Source organism: Nitrospira sp. KM1 (assembly GCF_011405515.1).
Taxonomy (GTDB): Bacteria; Nitrospirota; Nitrospiria; order Nitrospirales; family Nitrospiraceae; genus Nitrospira_C.
Map to the genome: position 1 here is coordinate 2,582,844 of NZ_AP022671.1, position 14,951 is coordinate 2,597,794.

General features: G+C 53.5%; 22 protein-coding genes. 9 read left to right on the top strand and 13 right to left on the bottom strand.

Features of this window, described 5'->3' with window-relative positions; genetic code table 11:
- Nucleotide 1: 1 nt before the first annotated feature.
- From W02_RS11970 to W02_RS12000, 7 genes are all read right to left on the bottom strand, one after another.
- The gene (locus W02_RS11970) at nucleotides 2-730 is read right to left on the bottom strand and encodes a phosphoadenosine phosphosulfate reductase family protein (RefSeq protein ID WP_173047975.1); all 729 of its coding nucleotides are present in this window, start codon (nucleotides 728-730) and stop codon (nucleotides 2-4) included.
- The gene (locus tag W02_RS11975) at nucleotides 727-1,122 is read right to left on the bottom strand and encodes a hypothetical protein (protein WP_173047977.1); all 396 of its coding nucleotides are present in this window, start codon (nucleotides 1,120-1,122) and stop codon (nucleotides 727-729) included. Before W02_RS11975 ends, W02_RS11970 begins: the two co-directional genes overlap by 4 nt.
- On the bottom strand, nucleotides 1,115-3,592 hold the full coding sequence (locus tag W02_RS11980) for a DUF3987 domain-containing protein (RefSeq protein ID WP_173047979.1): 2,478 nt from the start codon (nucleotides 3,590-3,592) through the stop codon (nucleotides 1,115-1,117). Before W02_RS11980 ends, W02_RS11975 begins: the two co-directional genes overlap by 8 nt.
- A 247-nt stretch (nucleotides 3,593-3,839) precedes the next feature.
- On the bottom strand, nucleotides 3,840-4,037 hold the full coding sequence (locus W02_RS11985) for a helix-turn-helix domain-containing protein (RefSeq protein WP_173047981.1): 198 nt from the start codon (nucleotides 4,035-4,037) through the stop codon (nucleotides 3,840-3,842).
- 172 nt (nucleotides 4,038-4,209) lie between these two features.
- Nucleotides 4,210-4,881 carry a hypothetical protein gene (locus tag W02_RS11990; RefSeq protein ID WP_173047983.1) on the bottom strand — a complete coding sequence of 224 codons (672 nt, stop codon included), beginning with the start codon at nucleotides 4,879-4,881 and terminating at the stop codon, nucleotides 4,210-4,212.
- Nucleotides 4,882-4,979: 98 nt separating this feature from the next.
- A complete protein-coding gene (locus W02_RS11995; protein WP_173047985.1) occupies nucleotides 4,980-5,315 on the bottom strand; it encodes a hypothetical protein in 336 nt (111 codons plus the stop codon).
- A gap of 59 nt (nucleotides 5,316-5,374) precedes the next feature.
- Nucleotides 5,375-5,671 carry a hypothetical protein gene (locus tag W02_RS12000; RefSeq protein WP_173047987.1) on the bottom strand — a complete coding sequence of 99 codons (297 nt, stop codon included), beginning with the start codon at nucleotides 5,669-5,671 and terminating at the stop codon, nucleotides 5,375-5,377.
- Nucleotides 5,672-5,823: 152 nt separating this feature from the next.
- Here W02_RS12000 and W02_RS12005 point away from each other — a divergent pair, with 152 nt between their 5' ends.
- From W02_RS12005 to W02_RS12015, 3 genes are all read left to right on the top strand, one after another.
- Nucleotides 5,824-6,090 (top strand): hypothetical protein, encoded by a 267-nt coding sequence (locus W02_RS12005; RefSeq protein WP_173047989.1) that lies wholly within the window; start codon nucleotides 5,824-5,826, stop codon nucleotides 6,088-6,090.
- Between the two features lie 118 nt (nucleotides 6,091-6,208).
- On the top strand, nucleotides 6,209-7,315 hold the full coding sequence (locus W02_RS12010; RefSeq protein WP_173047991.1) for a phytanoyl-CoA dioxygenase family protein: 1,107 nt from the start codon (nucleotides 6,209-6,211) through the stop codon (nucleotides 7,313-7,315).
- Nucleotides 7,316-7,381: 66 nt separating this feature from the next.
- Nucleotides 7,382-7,810, top strand: a complete 429-nt coding sequence (locus tag W02_RS12015) for a response regulator (protein ID WP_173047993.1) — start codon at nucleotides 7,382-7,384, stop codon at nucleotides 7,808-7,810.
- A gap of 198 nt (nucleotides 7,811-8,008) precedes the next feature.
- Here the strand turns inward: W02_RS12015 and W02_RS12020 are convergent, their stop codons facing one another.
- Genes W02_RS12020 through W02_RS12035 form a run of 4 tightly spaced genes read right to left on the bottom strand, consistent with a single transcriptional unit; the run spans nucleotide 8,009 to nucleotide 9,965 of the window.
- Nucleotides 8,009-8,245 (bottom strand): helix-turn-helix domain-containing protein, encoded by a 237-nt coding sequence (locus tag W02_RS12020; RefSeq protein ID WP_173047995.1) that lies wholly within the window; start codon nucleotides 8,243-8,245, stop codon nucleotides 8,009-8,011.
- A gap of 10 nt (nucleotides 8,246-8,255) precedes the next feature.
- Nucleotides 8,256-9,461 carry a site-specific integrase gene (locus W02_RS12025; protein WP_173047997.1) on the bottom strand — a complete coding sequence of 402 codons (1,206 nt, stop codon included), beginning with the start codon at nucleotides 9,459-9,461 and terminating at the stop codon, nucleotides 8,256-8,258.
- 17 nt (nucleotides 9,462-9,478) lie between these two features.
- A complete protein-coding gene (locus W02_RS12030; protein ID WP_173047999.1) occupies nucleotides 9,479-9,790 on the bottom strand; it encodes a hypothetical protein in 312 nt (103 codons plus the stop codon).
- 34 nt (nucleotides 9,791-9,824) lie between these two features.
- Nucleotides 9,825-9,965, bottom strand: coding sequence for a hypothetical protein (locus W02_RS12035; RefSeq protein ID WP_173048001.1), 141 nt, complete (start codon nucleotides 9,963-9,965; stop codon nucleotides 9,825-9,827).
- Between the two features lie 105 nt (nucleotides 9,966-10,070).
- On the opposite strand from W02_RS12035, the gene W02_RS12040 reads away from it, so the two are divergent.
- The 6 genes from W02_RS12040 to W02_RS12065 all read left to right on the top strand — a co-directional run bounded on the left by W02_RS12040 (nucleotide 10,071) and on the right by W02_RS12065 (nucleotide 12,828).
- On the top strand, nucleotides 10,071-10,241 hold the full coding sequence (locus W02_RS12040; protein ID WP_173048003.1) for a hypothetical protein: 171 nt from the start codon (nucleotides 10,071-10,073) through the stop codon (nucleotides 10,239-10,241).
- Entirely contained in the window at nucleotides 10,238-10,915 is a 678-nt protein-coding gene (locus W02_RS12045; RefSeq protein ID WP_173048005.1) for a hypothetical protein, read from the top strand. The genes W02_RS12040 and W02_RS12045 overlap by 4 nt, the downstream gene beginning before the upstream one ends.
- A complete protein-coding gene (locus W02_RS12050; protein WP_173048007.1) occupies nucleotides 10,906-11,478 on the top strand; it encodes a hypothetical protein in 573 nt (190 codons plus the stop codon). The genes W02_RS12045 and W02_RS12050 overlap by 10 nt, the downstream gene beginning before the upstream one ends.
- Before the next feature lie 203 nt (nucleotides 11,479-11,681).
- Nucleotides 11,682-11,918, top strand: coding sequence for a CV_2116 domain-containing protein (locus W02_RS12055; protein ID WP_173048009.1), 237 nt, complete (start codon nucleotides 11,682-11,684; stop codon nucleotides 11,916-11,918).
- A 101-nt stretch (nucleotides 11,919-12,019) separates the two neighbouring features.
- On the top strand, nucleotides 12,020-12,391 hold the full coding sequence (locus W02_RS12060; RefSeq protein WP_173048011.1) for a MarR family winged helix-turn-helix transcriptional regulator: 372 nt from the start codon (nucleotides 12,020-12,022) through the stop codon (nucleotides 12,389-12,391).
- A gap of 155 nt (nucleotides 12,392-12,546) precedes the next feature.
- A complete protein-coding gene (locus W02_RS12065; RefSeq protein WP_173048013.1) occupies nucleotides 12,547-12,828 on the top strand; it encodes a hypothetical protein in 282 nt (93 codons plus the stop codon).
- Between the two features lie 682 nt (nucleotides 12,829-13,510).
- On the opposite strand, the gene W02_RS12070 is transcribed toward W02_RS12065, so the two are convergent.
- Nucleotides 13,511-14,023 carry a hypothetical protein gene (locus W02_RS12070; RefSeq protein WP_173048015.1) on the bottom strand — a complete coding sequence of 171 codons (513 nt, stop codon included), beginning with the start codon at nucleotides 14,021-14,023 and terminating at the stop codon, nucleotides 13,511-13,513.
- Nucleotides 14,020-14,736 carry a TIGR04255 family protein gene (locus W02_RS12075; RefSeq protein ID WP_173048017.1) on the bottom strand — a complete coding sequence of 239 codons (717 nt, stop codon included), beginning with the start codon at nucleotides 14,734-14,736 and terminating at the stop codon, nucleotides 14,020-14,022. The genes W02_RS12070 and W02_RS12075 overlap by 4 nt, the downstream gene beginning before the upstream one ends.
- Nucleotides 14,737-14,951: the final 215 nt, after the last annotated feature.

Genomic DNA, 14,951 nt, shown 5'->3' on the forward strand with positions numbered 1-14,951 from the left:
TCTACTCGCTCTCTTTCTTGGAAGTTGAGCGTGGCTGCCTTTCTTGTCCGGTCGGCTTCACCGCCTCCTCCAGCGCCTCGTAGATCGCATGGTGTCGCACCGCGTAGGCCGCATAGGCCTCGGGGTACTTGGTCTTCATCCACGCCACTCGATTCTGTGAGGTCGCCTCGAAGGCTGGGCAGTCATAACAATCGAGGCTGGAGGAGTCGTGCACGCTGTAGAAGTGCTCCGGGACCTCCATCTTCGTTTCGAGGTAGGCGAGCACCTGTGGCGCGGTCCACTCAGCCAGGGGACACAGGACGGTCATGCCATCCTGGACCTGCTCGGCTTGCGTGTTGCTGTTCACCTCCTCATCCTTCCTGGCCCCGTAGACCAGGTGAGTCACGCCCAGGGACTTCGCTTTCCCCCACACGGGCAGATTGACGTTCTCGATATGACAGCGCACCCAGGACTGGATTCTGAGCGCCTTCCGGCCAGAGAACAGTTCGGCCTCTCTCGTCCAGTCCACCGGCACGATATCGGCCGGAATCCCCCACTCCTCGTTCTGCCGATGACGATCGGTTTTGACAACATGCATGACGGGCAAGAGCGAGGCGGCGTAGTTCACCATATGGATCGTCTCAGGGAGTAGGTACCCGGTGTCCACGAAGATCCCGCAGTCCAACTGGTCGCGCAGGAGATGCAGGCAGGCCATCGAGTCTTTGCCCCCACTGAACGCGAGAGCCATCATTGAGCGCTTCCTTCCCCATCCAGTCCATGATGACGAACGGACCAGGCGGCGATGATCCGCCCCTCAGCGTTGACCCGTCCCACTGCTTGAATGATCGAAGCCGGCAGAGATTCACCATTGGTGAGATCCACGACCCAACCATTGCCTTCCCACCGACACTCTTGGATGGTGCCAGCGGCTCGTTCCTCGAAGCCGCCCCTTAGCTTCCCGGTCCGGTCGCGGTACGCGACGAGCCAGCCGGGACGGAGCGGAGCAACAATCTCCGGAGCGGAAATTTCCGGCGATTCTTCCAAGTCAGGACCCGACAGACCCGACACACTGGACACAATGTCGGGAATGTCGGGTAGTGAGTCCTGATGTTCGGCCAAAAATTGAGTGAGCCAGTTACCCACGGCGTACCACCTTAGGGCTGATGGTGTATTCCGTTTTCCCCCGCTGCCCAAATGCTGGAGGAGTGACCGTTCCCCTGATCCATCCAAGGCTGACCAATTCTTCACAGGCGTTCTCGATGACATCCCGGTCATCAAGCAGGCTCCACTCCTTTCGATAAATATCTCGGACCGTGAAAGGGCTTCCTAGGCAGCCTTGCTCGATCTTCCCTGCTAATCGGCGGGCAGCCTGGGCAGTCACATTCGTGACCAGACCATAAATGCGCCTCGCATGACTCTCCAGGTAGTCACACCATGCTGCCGCTTGCATGGCATCGGCCTCACTGATCTGGCTCGATGGCCGACCATCCGCAATGCCAATCAGATGAAAGATGAGCGCCATGGCCGGCATTAAGGAACGGTACTTTCCTAAATGCTCAAGCAGCACCGGTTCGTCTGTGTCTTGACGAAGCTTTGTTTCCAGCTCCTCAAGCCATCGATAGAAGACGGTTTGAGCCGCCGGATCGAATCGATAGTAGGGAATGCGCTGGGATTCTTCAGCGAACGCCCCATGCTGCCGGAAGTCCATGGTGGCGAGGCGCTCGATGACCCGGTAGGCTTGCTGCTTTGCTCCGGTGTTCACGGGGGTATCGGTAAGGACCCAGTGCTTCATCTCATCGGGGTAAACGAGAAGTTGAAGCCGCTGCACCAGCCCATCATTGTTCCGGCCGCGCATCGCCGCATGCAGATACCCAATCAGTTTGGTCGGCTGAATCCCACCAAAGAGCGACAAGCAAAGGTTCTCGACATACAAAGTCCCCCGTCCAATACGATCGCTGGTATAGGGACGCACGCCATTCCACGCTTCGAGATAGAACGCTCGGTCTGATTCATGGCCGTCCTTATCCCAGGTGGAAAAAAGCCCGATCAGCTCATCTCGGAACAGCATGACCCCTCGCGGATTGTCGGCTTGCAATTCGGCCATCTTCTCAATGGTGGCATCATGGGTTTTGTATCGCCTCCAGACGGGAGGCTTCGGTTCTTCGAGCTGCGCGTAGTCATATTTCAGACTGTCCATTGAACAGACCGCAGTGCCCTTAGCGGATGTCTTGCCTTTGGCCACCTGCCGCATCTCACCCTGAAGCGCTTCTCGTTTAGCCTTGTGCGCTTCGAACTCTGCAAGATGATCCTTAATGGCCACGTCATAGGTTTGTTTGGCCGCACTCTCGAGGGACTCCATCGGCCGCAACGCTTCGCCAAGCGCCGGCGTCTTCAACATGCTGGGGCGCCCTACAACTGCACCCCAGAGATTCGGCACCACTGCCCAATCGTCATGCTGCTTCGGCCGAACGGCGCAACCCGCCCCTATGATTGATCCGGCCATAACCAGCATGCCGGTCGCCACAAAATCAGGCGGGCATTGCATCCGTCCGGCAACATCGGAAATCCAGTCACGGAAGGCGTGGGGGATCATGGCCAGGGAAAGCGGCTCAACGGGTAAGAGGTCAGCTTTCACCGGCAATAATTCCGGCCAATCTTCTAGATGACTACCCGACACACCCGACGTTCTGTCTGGTGAAGCCTTCTCAGTTGCGCTCTCCATCGCATAACTCTCCTTTAACGCGTCCAGAATCTCTGCTTCTACGGCTCCTAGACCGTCCCGCACGTGCACATCGTTCCAATCCATGGCGACATCGGGAGGAATGACCCAGCGCGTGCCGATGGCATGTGCGGCCTCGGCCGCCTTTTCCTGCCCAACACCGCTCTCATCGTGATCGCCACAGACAAGAATAGTGGCCGTAGGATGGTCCCGACGGAGACAGTGTGCCACTGTCAGAAGGTTTCCAGCATTAAAGGCGACGATGACAGGAAGTCCCGTGGCTTCATGGAGGCTGGCTCCGGTTGCAAAACCCTCACAGAGCAAGATGGGGTGGCCGAGTCCCGATTCCCCTAGCGTGAACGTTCCACCTTTCACTTCCCCGCCGGGCAGGAACTTCTTGGTGCCGTCGATCGCAATAAATTGCAGAGAACTGAGGACCTGATTGACGGTAATCGGAATTACGAGGCAGTTGTTTGCATCTACCCGTAGGGCATGCGGTCGGGCCTGCTTCGCTTGGAGGTACGGATGCTCAGAGCCTGATGGCTGACACTGATCCCATATCGCTCTGGCTCGGATCGCCGCCTCAGCATGTCGGCGCTGTTCTTCGTGTTCTCGCTGGTGCTTGACGGTCTCCAGGCGGCGTCGATATTGCTGCCGCTCTGCATCCGTCATCTGTGCATCTGATTTGCTTGACCATTTGTATTTGACACCCGTCCGCCAGCACCCAAAGGCTCCCGCAGGCACTCCATCCTCAAAAAATGTGTACCAGCCGGCATCGTCCTCAGGCTCCCCGTTGCTGGCGAAGCGACGGATCTTCCCATCAGCGTGAATGACAGACGGTGGGGTCAACCCTTTTTGTTGGATCGCCGTTCTAAAAGCCTCAGCCAGCAACATGACGGGCCTCCTCCTCTCGCTGAATCACCATATCGAGGCGAAGCGACAGGACGGGATCAAATCTCGATGTCATGAGGGCTTCGAGAAGCGCTCGGCTAAGAATCGGTTTGATATGTTCGAAGCCGGTAGGCGGTAAAGGAGTCTGTTTACCGATCGACACTGTTTCTGGTATGGTCAGCATCCCATTGCCTTTCAGTTTTAACCGCCGGTGGAGTTCGTGGCTCCTTCCGGCGGTTTTTTATTCCCATTACTCTTCAGCCGATCGAAGTAGCGCCGCTTTTGCTGCCTCGATATCGATCCGTACCCCGCGCCCTCTGGCGCCAACTGCATATGACGGGATCCGACAGCTCTTCGCCAATCTGTACAAACTCGAAGGAGCCATTCCTAATACAGACGCGGCCTGGCGGACCGTGACAAGCGGCTCAATACGGTGCGAGTTGCTCATATGACCTCCTTTTGTGTGACACGCTCCACTGTGTTGCGCTCCTGCCTCGCTTATACATGCATGCGAATGTGAACTTAAGATGATGGAGCACGGCAGCGTCACAAACAATGCATGGATATTGACGAAACGGTGTTTATGAGACGAGTGGAGACGGAGGATCGCAGGCGGGTATTTAAAAGGCTTTCTTGGATCCCTTCAATATTTCAAATAGATCCGCCCATAACTGTAGCTGCAAGATGTCTGAGACTGATATTTCTTGAAGACTGGCATTGAGGTGATTCCCTTCGATCATCGTCAGCAGTTGACCGTTCTTCTTGTCCCATCGTGTATAAATCTTCTTTAGAGTTTCTGCAGTTGGTGGCTTCATGTAATACGATGACGGATTCCAGTCTCCTTTCAACTGCGCGCTGACGGTCTTGAAAGCTTCAGCGCGAGATTTTCCTGATTTGAGTAAGTGCCGCACTTGTAGGCATAGGTCATCGTGAAGATGGGCTTGCAGATTCTGTTGAACCGCTACGGCTTTCTTTTTTCCTTTTCCCCTTCCTTCGTACCCGAGGGAAACCCCAATATCGACAACCCCTTTGACTGCATCAATTGATGCTTGACGTAATAACTCAATTGCCCATTGCGGTGCTGGAATGCCCAACTGTCCAGCTAAGATGGTGGCTTGCCATGCGTCTGGTGTTGTCTTTTGTCCCTTTGTGTCAAGGCAGATTAGGGTCGTGAGAATTTCGGTTCGCTCATTTCCTTTTTCGTTCTTCCGCGTAGCTTTCTGAAGCTCTTCGTTTAGCTTCATGTCGAATGATTTATCTAGGGAAGATTTTCGGCGCGATCCGTCAGGCATGTCCCCTCCTGCAGGGTCCTGGTGAGGAAGGACGGCAGAGCGCCCAGGTAGCGCCCCCGGCCAAGGGATCAACTTGACCGTTTGCCGTCCAGATTCAGCTATTCCACAGTCATTTTGCCGATGAAACGGATATAGGTACCGCCGTCATTGGTTTCACTGCGAGCATGTGCACGTGCGATGAAAGCGATGAGATCGTTGAGATGTCCGTGCAGATCTTCAGGGAGAGATGATTTGAGCTTCTCAAACTCCGCAATCAGGATGGGCAGCTGCAGGTGGTTGAATACCGTATGCCCGTACCAATCGATGAAACGGATGCAGCACCCTTCCTGTTCAGGGAAGCGATACACGAGGCTGCCATCGAAACCAGTCTCTCCGTTGAACCGCTCAATGACCTCTCCAGATTCAGTCTGAGACTCCACGCTCATATGCTGCATCGTATACTTCCTCCTTGGCCCATCGTCATGGCTCCATCAGGCGGCAGGTCCAACCCTCGTCATTCTGGCTGGATCTCAATGTCTTGCAACTCAACGCCTTCAAAGCGCATCGGAATAATACACTCCTGTTTGGCGTATTCAGTGGCGAGCGTCTTCTTCCGGTTGGAGCAGTTGGCAATTCTGGTAAACGCACGCGGGACGGGTATCAGCATGCTGTCGTTGACATACGACACGATCGTCCATCGAGCCTGCACCCGCCATAGCCCAAAATTGGATTTGTACGAATGGATCTTGATGATACCCTTGCTGGCCAAATTGACGGTGCACAATTCGCAGGCCATGAAGATCGAGACCACGCAGAATCCATGGAGCAGCCGCTCCAATAGTGCCTCTCACATTTCGCGCAGGCTCGCGGTTCATTCACAACCCGCCTTCTTGATTACATACAAGCACGTAATTGACATTGTCAGGTGGACTGTTATCCTGTCTGCCCCCGTATACTGTCGCGATGAAACGGAAAGGCGATATCCCTCGAATTGGTCCTGGCGCCGAAGCGCTGTTCGCACGGCTCAAAGAGGACAAGCCCGAGACGGCCAAGTCAGATCTCAAAGCTCAACAGCTCGTCGCGAAGTTCCGATCGGCTGCGACTCCGCTGGAAAAGTATGTGGCTGACGGCGGGCTGCTTTCGGACCATCTCGTCAAGTCGCTTGTGGACCATATGCCTGCCGTTCGCAGGTTAATGAATGTCTGGGCTCGGAGGAACGGGCTGCAGTAAACACCCTGTCCAAAGGGCGATTACAGACTTACCCCCCCCCCCTACTTTTGCGTCATACGCCAATTGTTGCGGCAACCACGCATATAGTCGATACTGATTCTCCGCGTGGAGGTGCGCCATGGGAATAAACATTCTGTTTATCGATGGAGACACCGATGACCACAAATACTTCGTTGATCGTCTGAAGCGAATCTTTCCTGACGACCAGATTCTTGAAGCCTCCTCCGGGAACATCGGACGTGAGCTATTGCATCGCGAGCGCATCGATTGTCTGGTGCTCGAACTCGATCTGCCCGATATGTCGGGATTCCAAATTCTAGTCGATGCGGTACCCGTTGCGAGTGCTCCCAGGCTGCCAGTCATTGTACTTACCCGGCTCCCTAACAGGGACATTTGGGAACTCGCTAAAAGAAATGGGGCCTATGCCTGCTTATGGAAGCCCTGCACTACAGGTGATGTACTCGTCAGTACCATTGAACGGGGCCTTGCACAAATCGCCCCGCAAGGGAAAGAACCCAATTCACTACCACTGCCGCATATCGGGCAACGGCGCCTGACATCAGCGGAGATTGCAACATTTCACCAGGACGGGTTTCTCAGCGTTTCCCATCTGACCACTCCGAATGATATCGCCCACCTTCGGAGACTTATCGATCCGTTATTTAGATCTTCCTGTCGTACGTTTGGCGTTATTGATCATGTACTGAAATTGGCTCCGGCTATTCGTCACAGCGCGGCGTTTCAGACGTGTCAGCGTATCGCGCAGCAGCTGGCCGGAATCACTACCCGTGTTTCATTCGATCAGGCTCTGTATAAGCGTCCTCATGAGCTACATGGGACACGCTGGCATCAGGATCAAGCCTTTCGCAACCGGCATTTCCCCATGAACACATTGCACTTTTGGATTCCCCTCCAACCGGTCACCACACACAACGGCTGTCTGCACTTCATTCCAGGCAGTCATCAGCAAGGCTTGCTGCCTCACTATCAAATAGACGAAAATGATCCCTACGCTATCACACCGCAGAAGGTCGATACCTCTCACGCCGTTCCCTGTCCCCTGTCTGTGGGCTCCGCGACCATTCACACTCCGCTGACGCTGCACGCTGCACTGCCGAACAACACTGAGGAGATCCGGCGCGCTTGGGCTTTGGTCTTCAGGCCCTTTGGCCGAATTGGCGCATTGAACCCCTTCCCCGCTGTCAGGCAACTATTTACACACTAACTCTAGGCTTCATCTGGCAAAATAAGGGTATAGTCTCTGTACCCTTACTAGAGAGGTGCGCTTCTTGTGATAACCATTCTTGTCATCGACGGACACGACGAAGACCGTTCGTATGTTGTGGAGCGCCTCAAGATTGCATTCCCCGACTATCGGATCGTCGAAGCCGATACGGGGGATGCGGGATGTGACATCTTGCGGCGAGAGGGCGCCCATTGCATCGTGCTTGAGCTCGATCTGCCTGACCGCTCCGGGTTCCAAATACTGATCGATGTGGTTCCGCTGGTGAACTCCCCTGAAGTGCCGGTGATTGTGTTGACTCGCGTCCCCAATCGGGACGTGTGGGAGCTGGCGAGAACGAATGGGGCCCATGCCTGCCTCTTAAAGTCCAAGACTTCCGGGGACGAGCTTGCTCGGGTGGTCCAGACGGGGCTGGCCCGGATTCCTCCGGCGAAGGGTGAGGAGCCGAAACGATTCCCGCATGCCTGCTCCGAATAGCTGGTCAATCACGTCAGGCCAGGTAGTCAATGACCCCGCCGCTAAGGCACCGATCAGCGAGCTAGGTAGGTCCATCCCTCGGCGTAACCTTCCGCAACAAATATTCCAACCGATCCAGCCCAATAGCCCCTTGCCCGATCTTCGACATCAGCCGGAACCCTCCATGCCCGTTAGCTGGTCTGCGGAATTGTTTCATATTCATCTCTCGAAACTCGCCTGTCGTGGCCCACGCCACTTCGCGTCTTCTCGTATCGTGATCTCGGCCAGCCTCCGCATCACCGACTCGCGGGTGACGCGCCTCCGGTACCGAGGGCCAACCTGTTCGAGTTGCCCACGTTGGATCGCCCGATAGATCACGCTCCGTGCCATCCCGAGCATCACCATGGCTTCCTTCACCGTAGGGTCAACGAGAGCGAACCGATTCGGCGGCTCCATCGATCCTCCGTTACCCAGGCCACTCGTCTTGAGACACAGGCTCCGGGTGGACATACGTCGGCTGAACCACCACGGCCTCCGCTGGTATGGGCTCAGGCTCCACGTGAACGGGCTCCGGGCGTACGGTCTTGGCATGAGGCGCAGGCCGCCGAGGTGGCTTCGGTGGCTGTGATCGTGCCCCAGAGCCATCATGCCTATCTGGTGGTGTCAGATCTGGGTATAACCGCATGATCGATTCCGCCTGTTCATCGACGGCGGTTCGCAGAGAACTGACATCCAGACGGGCATAAATATGGACCTGCGAGAGATTGGCATGTCCCAACGCATTGGCAATCAACGTCGAAGACTTCCCGTTCATCGCCATGAATGAGGCGAAGGTCCTGCGGATATCGTGAATCCGGCAGTCTGGCAGGTGTGCCCGCTTCCGAATACGCGCCCATTGGTTCTGTGTGTAGATCTCCCCCCACCGACCGAGCTGATCCGGCCGCTCGAACACATAGGTGCTCAGCCGTGGCAACCAAGTGAGGAGCTTCACCAACTGAGCCGGGAGCGGCGTGGTCTGCGGACGCTTGGCTTTCGTCGTGCCCGCCGGCTTGTGCCAGAGTCCGTTCACGAGATCAAGATCAGCCCACTTCATCCGCTGCGCTTCCCCTTTTCGGCAGCCGGTGAGAAGCAACGTTATGAAGAAGGTCTTGATGTCGTCCGGCTCCATGTTCAACACCGTCATGAGCCGTTGCAGTTCCTCTCCAGGTTGAATAAAGCGTGTTCGCGGGAAGGGTCGGGGCCGCTTAATGCCTCGGGTCGGGTTCGCCTTGTCCCAGATCTCCCATTCCGCGGCCTTGAAGAAGAGAGCCTTGAGATTCTTGATGCACATGTACGCGACGACCGGGGAGGTCTTGGCGATTTCATCGGACCAATGAATAATCCAACGCCGGGTGATGCTCTCGGGCTTCAGGTCCAACAGAGGTGTGAAGTGCTTCCCGATGCGCGCCTTGATCACCGTCGTGGTCGAATCGGCCAATGTGGAGAGGTGATAGCGGTAGTAGAGCTCAATCCATTCCCGGATGCGCCACGTCTCTTTGCACCGCTGCCAGAGCTCATGGTCATCGGGATCGGGAAAGCGACGGCCCGCCAGACACTCGGCTTCGTAGTCTTCAACGATCGAATTGAGGGCAGGCACAGCCGAGGAGGGCACGAGCGTGAAATTGGGAGCCATTCGGACACCTCCATCGGTTAGTGCGTGCGGTCTTTCTTCGCGTACTCCGGCACCGAGATACAGGCGTCGTAGGTGGCTTTCTGCTCACACAGGTGAATCAGATGCAGCAGGTCCTCCTCGAACTCCCGTAGCTCTGACGCGAAGAGCATCTTGTAGGCACGGCGAAAGTCGCGGATGGCATGCGCCAAGAGATGAAGCTCGCCATAGTAATAGGCTTGTCGCAGTTCTTCGATGGGACGCGTGCGCCGATCTTCGGCGGCTCGCTGTTGTTCCTCGTTCTCGAAACAATCTGGCCCGGTGGCCCATCCTGGGGTGCTGTCGGCATCCATGGAAGTCCTCCTTCGTGGCTGAGGGTGGTGTGCGTTAGGCGGCCTTCTTGCCCTTGAAATGTTGCTCGAGCAAGTGACGAATCAATCCTGCTGCGGACGTGCCCTTGATCCGTTCGGCATCGAGCTTGGCTTTCAACTTGGCAGGCAGTTGGATGTTGAGACGTTGCATTTTCATTGAGCCTCCTTGCAGCTAGAATGGTCCCATGGTCCCATAGGACCACATATGATGTCAAGATGTGTGCGTTGACATCACTACAGCGTTTAGATACCGTGCGCCCCGATGGAAGAGAATGAAGAGATAAAACAGCAGCTTGGCGTCCGGATTACTACGTCCCTTGTTGTAGAGAGTAAGGTCCTCGCAGCACGGCAGAAACGACGGCTTAATGATTTAATCGAGGAGGCCATTCGCGATCTGCTGAAGAAGTACAAGGAGAAGGGGAAAGGAAAATGAGCAATACTAAAGCTCCTCGCTTCACAATCAATCAATTCCTTTCCTTCTTTTGCGGGATGACCATTTTTATAGGCGCTTCACTTCAGTCCGCAAACGGAGAGTCTCCTACAACTGTGAAAGTTGACACTGATTCAACCTCCTTCCATGTCGGGAATGTTCTAAATAGGATGGAAGCAATAAAGAAGCCACTGTTAAAACTATATGATCAGCCAACTGATATGGGGTTTGACAGGAATGCTTCGAGCTACAACGGGAATTTATCTGTGAGTTGGTTCAGTCTGTACCACGGCTTTTTTGACAGAATTGAAGTTTCACCAGAGGAATTCAAGGTTCTTGGTGATCAGAACATTAAGCTAATCAGAGCGCTTGATGAGTCGGTAGATGCAAAATTTGAGCTGTGGACCGCAGTTTATCCAGAACGAGACCAATCTTCCGATCCTGTGATCAGGGCCAATACAAAACGCCAACTAAATATCTGGACAACGGCGATGTGTGGAGACTTCAAAGCCTTAGGGGAAGTTCTTTCTAAAGTGCATATAGAGAACGGAGGGTTTGTTACCGATTCGACGAATCTAGGTGAGAGAATAGAGACAGCATATGCACCTGTTATTTGGGTCTGTCAAAAGGCAGCTAGGGAAGCTTATTACGGAGAAGGGGGTAAGGAATGCCAATAAGAATTATACTAATCGTTCTTATCCTGATTGGCAATAATGTTCCGTCTGCATTTGCCAATACTCCAGCTCATTCAACAGTGCTAATCACCGATCCTGTAACTATAATCGCAGCTGTGGCAGGGGCTCTGACCGTGATGGGAAAGGTAGCAAAGCAAATTGAAGCTTGGTTCACAGGTAAACCGGAGAAACCTAGCTCTCCTGTTACTGCCGAACAGCAAAGCGGCAGCATCCTTGTAAAAGAAAATGGACAGATCATTGAGACCATTACATCTGATGAGCTCAACAGTTTAGATCAAAGAAGCAAAATGCTCATACGTGCGCTGAGCAAATCCATAGACAATACATACGTCATTTGGGCTGCTGTTTATCCATATAGAAATGATTCTTCTGATCCCATTGTAAACGCCAAAACCAACAAGCAACTCAATGAGATTGCGAACAATATGTGTTCAGATCTGACCCGTCTTCTAGACTATATAGAAGGTCTCGGAAAGAAAATGCCTACGGACTACACTTCTGTCCACCGGGTTTGTGAGGAAGTCGCTTCACGCCAGGGCAGTTAGCCTATTCTCCGCCTTAATCAGCTCGTATTCTTCTTCGGGGCCGAGAGACGACCTCCAAGCCGCCGCCCAGCGAGGTCATCTCAGCATTGCACCGCGGGCTTGCCCCTACGCTCTTGAACCGCTCGGATCCCTCATCATCAGGCTGAGTCAAAATGTTCTCGTTTTCGTTACAAAATGCCGATCGTGGGGTAGCTTGGCCGTCTATGGCCAAAACCGTTCAGTATCACTACTACACGATCCGCTCGTTGCCCTGGCAATTGGTCAGCACCCACCAATGGAAACCACACATCGTGATTACGTGGCAGGATGATGGGAGAACGCACACACGGGAATTTTCCCCCGCAGTCACCTACCAGTCAGAGGAAGAAGCCGATGTCCACAGCGTGACCTATGGTCAGCGCGTGGTCGATGGGAAAGTGCGCGGGCAATCCCTGACCTAAGCCACAGCCTGGCATTCCGTCATCCGACCCTAGATATCCTCGCATCCTGCTCCGTCCATCCTGCTCTTGCGCGGCTGCGAGAGATCACGCATATCTAGGCGATGGGACCACAACCGACCATCCTTGAACAGATTCTGCGTCTTCACGCAGAGCTTCGAGAGCGGTTGTCCCAATTTCGCCTGACGCCGCTACAGGCCGCTGTGCTCCTCTACCTGCACCGCCATCCTGACGTGGGGACAATGCGACTCGCGGAGGCGCTCCGGCTGAAGGCTCCGACCACGACGCCCGTGATCCAAGACCTTTTCCGTAAGCGACTCATTACGCGGAGTGCGCCCACTCGTGACGGACGAGCGCGCCCGGTCACGCTCACGAACAAAGGAGCGGTGCTCATTCCGCAGATTCTGAAGAGCATTGAAGGGATACGACTTGAGGAGGCGGAGCCGGCCGACGAGCAGGAGACATCGTGGGGCTGATCACACGAACACGGAGAGATTCAGACACGTGGAGGGCACGCGTGCCCTCAACATGGGGATGGGCCAGCGGAGATAGATGTCAGGCCGACACTTGACGTCTTGGCTTGCCACAAGATAATTAGCCTTCCTAATATACCGTTCGGCTGGAGGGACTCATGGACGACTTTGACGCGCTGCTCTCATCACTCGAAGAACCGGACCCGTCCAGTAAGAATACCCTGTGCGACATCATCCTGGATCTGTGCCGGGACAATGCCGCCGTGAACGTGATGGAACGGGAGGTCCCTGAGGTCTCATCCGAACTTCGCACGCTCCTGGTTCAAGACATTGTTCAATTGTTCATGACCCACCAGCTGACGAGTGATCAGTCGATTTACCTGCTCGATGAGGTGCGTCGCGTGATTGAACCACGGCATGCACAGCCGGCCAGGCGTTGAGGCCGCGCCGACAGATCGCGACAGAGCTGCATCCCTACGATTAAGAGAACGTCTAAGCACCAGAGGATCGTGGATATAGTTGAGACGATAATTCCTCCTCTGTTGGCCGTCCAAAGTGATTTGCCACCTTAAGCTTAAATGAAATTCGACATTCATCGGTCATCTGAAGGCGTTTATTTTTAAGGGCAATGGGATAATCATCCTGGTGGATGGAGAAAACTCTATTGAGGTTAACGAAGCTTGGCTCAGATATGAGATCGGTAGGTTCAATGTAAAAAAAGTTGGAATAGTCCGTCAAATTGTTCTGTTGAAATTTGGCTGTCTCGGAAGCATCTTTTGCGATTCGTAGAATGCGAAATGGCTCAATTGGAGCAATGACGAATGAAGGGGCTTCCAATTTCCCGTTTCTACCTTCTACATCGCAGCATTGAGAGACAACGATTGTAAGACTAGGCAGGAACTTAACGATTCCCTGAAAGTATTTTGTGTTTACCAGGGTGGGAGTGAGGCGAAGTGTTTCAGTAGAAGAGGAGTCTTCTCCTGTCAGTTTCCCAATTAGTTCGAGATCTCTGTTCTTTATAAACGGAACGTATAGACCGGAGATTATGTCGCCCTGCCGTAAGGCATTCTGGTCAGGAGAAGCAGTAAACATATTTTATAGTGGCATAGTCTCCATTCCTTTTCATTCTATGTAAAGATTTCCATGCTTTTCCTTGTCTGGTTTGAAGCGGCTCGCAACCTCTAAAAAGGCCTGAGAGACCTGTGGAGAGGCGTGGCGGAATGAGAATATTACCTCATCGTCCTGGACGGTACCGTACCGCGTTTCTCTTTCGAGGTCTCCCGTGAAGGTCAACGATCCTGTTGGCAAAACCTCCGGTTGCCAGAGTCGTTCATGCAAAGAATTGCTTAAAGCGGTATATATCTGGCGCCTGGAGATAGTCCCAGCTTGGAACAACTGATCAACAGCCAGAGCCAATGCGTCAACAAAGGTGTGGGCAAGTTGCTGAACGAAATCCCTCGACTCAGGGTATCTCGGTTTAGTAGCTCTCCAGCCAGCCGTTCCCTCTTCATAATGGAGCTCGCTCAGCGCTTCGTCTGCCCCGACAAAATCTTCGAATTCAAATCCTGTTCTGGTACGACCGCCTGTCCGATCGGTTGTTATGCTCCGCAAATGAAACTCTAATAAATCATTCACGATTGCCCCCTCATCACCTTTTTATATTCGGCAGTGATATGGCTTAGGAATTCGAGTTGGATCTGATGATGTAGTTCTGCAGATGTTTTCCTTAAATCTTCAAGAGGGCAATCGCTTAAAACATAGGCATCAAGATCCAGCAGATAGACTGCTCCAGGTTGATCCGGCGGTTTTCCCGAGAATGCGGTTCTTAACGTAATGAGGCATCCCGGCTTCTTCATAGTGACTTCGAGAGAAAATTTCATTGGGCCGGTTTGGGTCGCTCGCTTGATATCGAAAAATGGATTGATAAAGTTAGTGATTTTGTAGGTTAGGCCCTCTCTAGGCACTTCAATATTGTTGACGTATCTCAGCCCCACACGCTGACAGTGGGTGATTTCGAATAAGTTGCAGACTTCTTTTGTAAGCTGTAATGCTTCGGCTTGGAACAATTCAAAAGTCTCATACTTAGTGAACAGTATTATTAGCCGATCTTCGCCAATTCTTATTGACCGCGTCCCCTCCACGTTCCAGAATGTATAGAGCTTAGCTAGAGAGCCTTCAATTAGCTCGATTTCATCTTTTTGAAATTTGGGATATGTGTCCTTGAGCTTCTTTTGTACAACACAAAGATCCCTTTGCACTTGTAGATTGAAAGGATAGCGTATTTCAAATGCTACCTGCTTCAATGGATTGAATGGAAAAACTTCATCAATGGCGTCCTGGTCAATCACCAAACACCTCCAGTGGATAGTCTAGCCTCCCCACATTGACCATTTGAAGGGCCTCCCGCCTCTCAAACATTAGCTGATTGCGCCAGAATATCAATAATGTACGGGATCTCTGTGGAGACAAGCCCGTCATCGGGAATCTCGGCCCTTGTCTTTGTATTTCTTGAGGAGGTCGCGGATGGCTTCTTCGACCAGATCATTTACCCATTGCTCCTCGT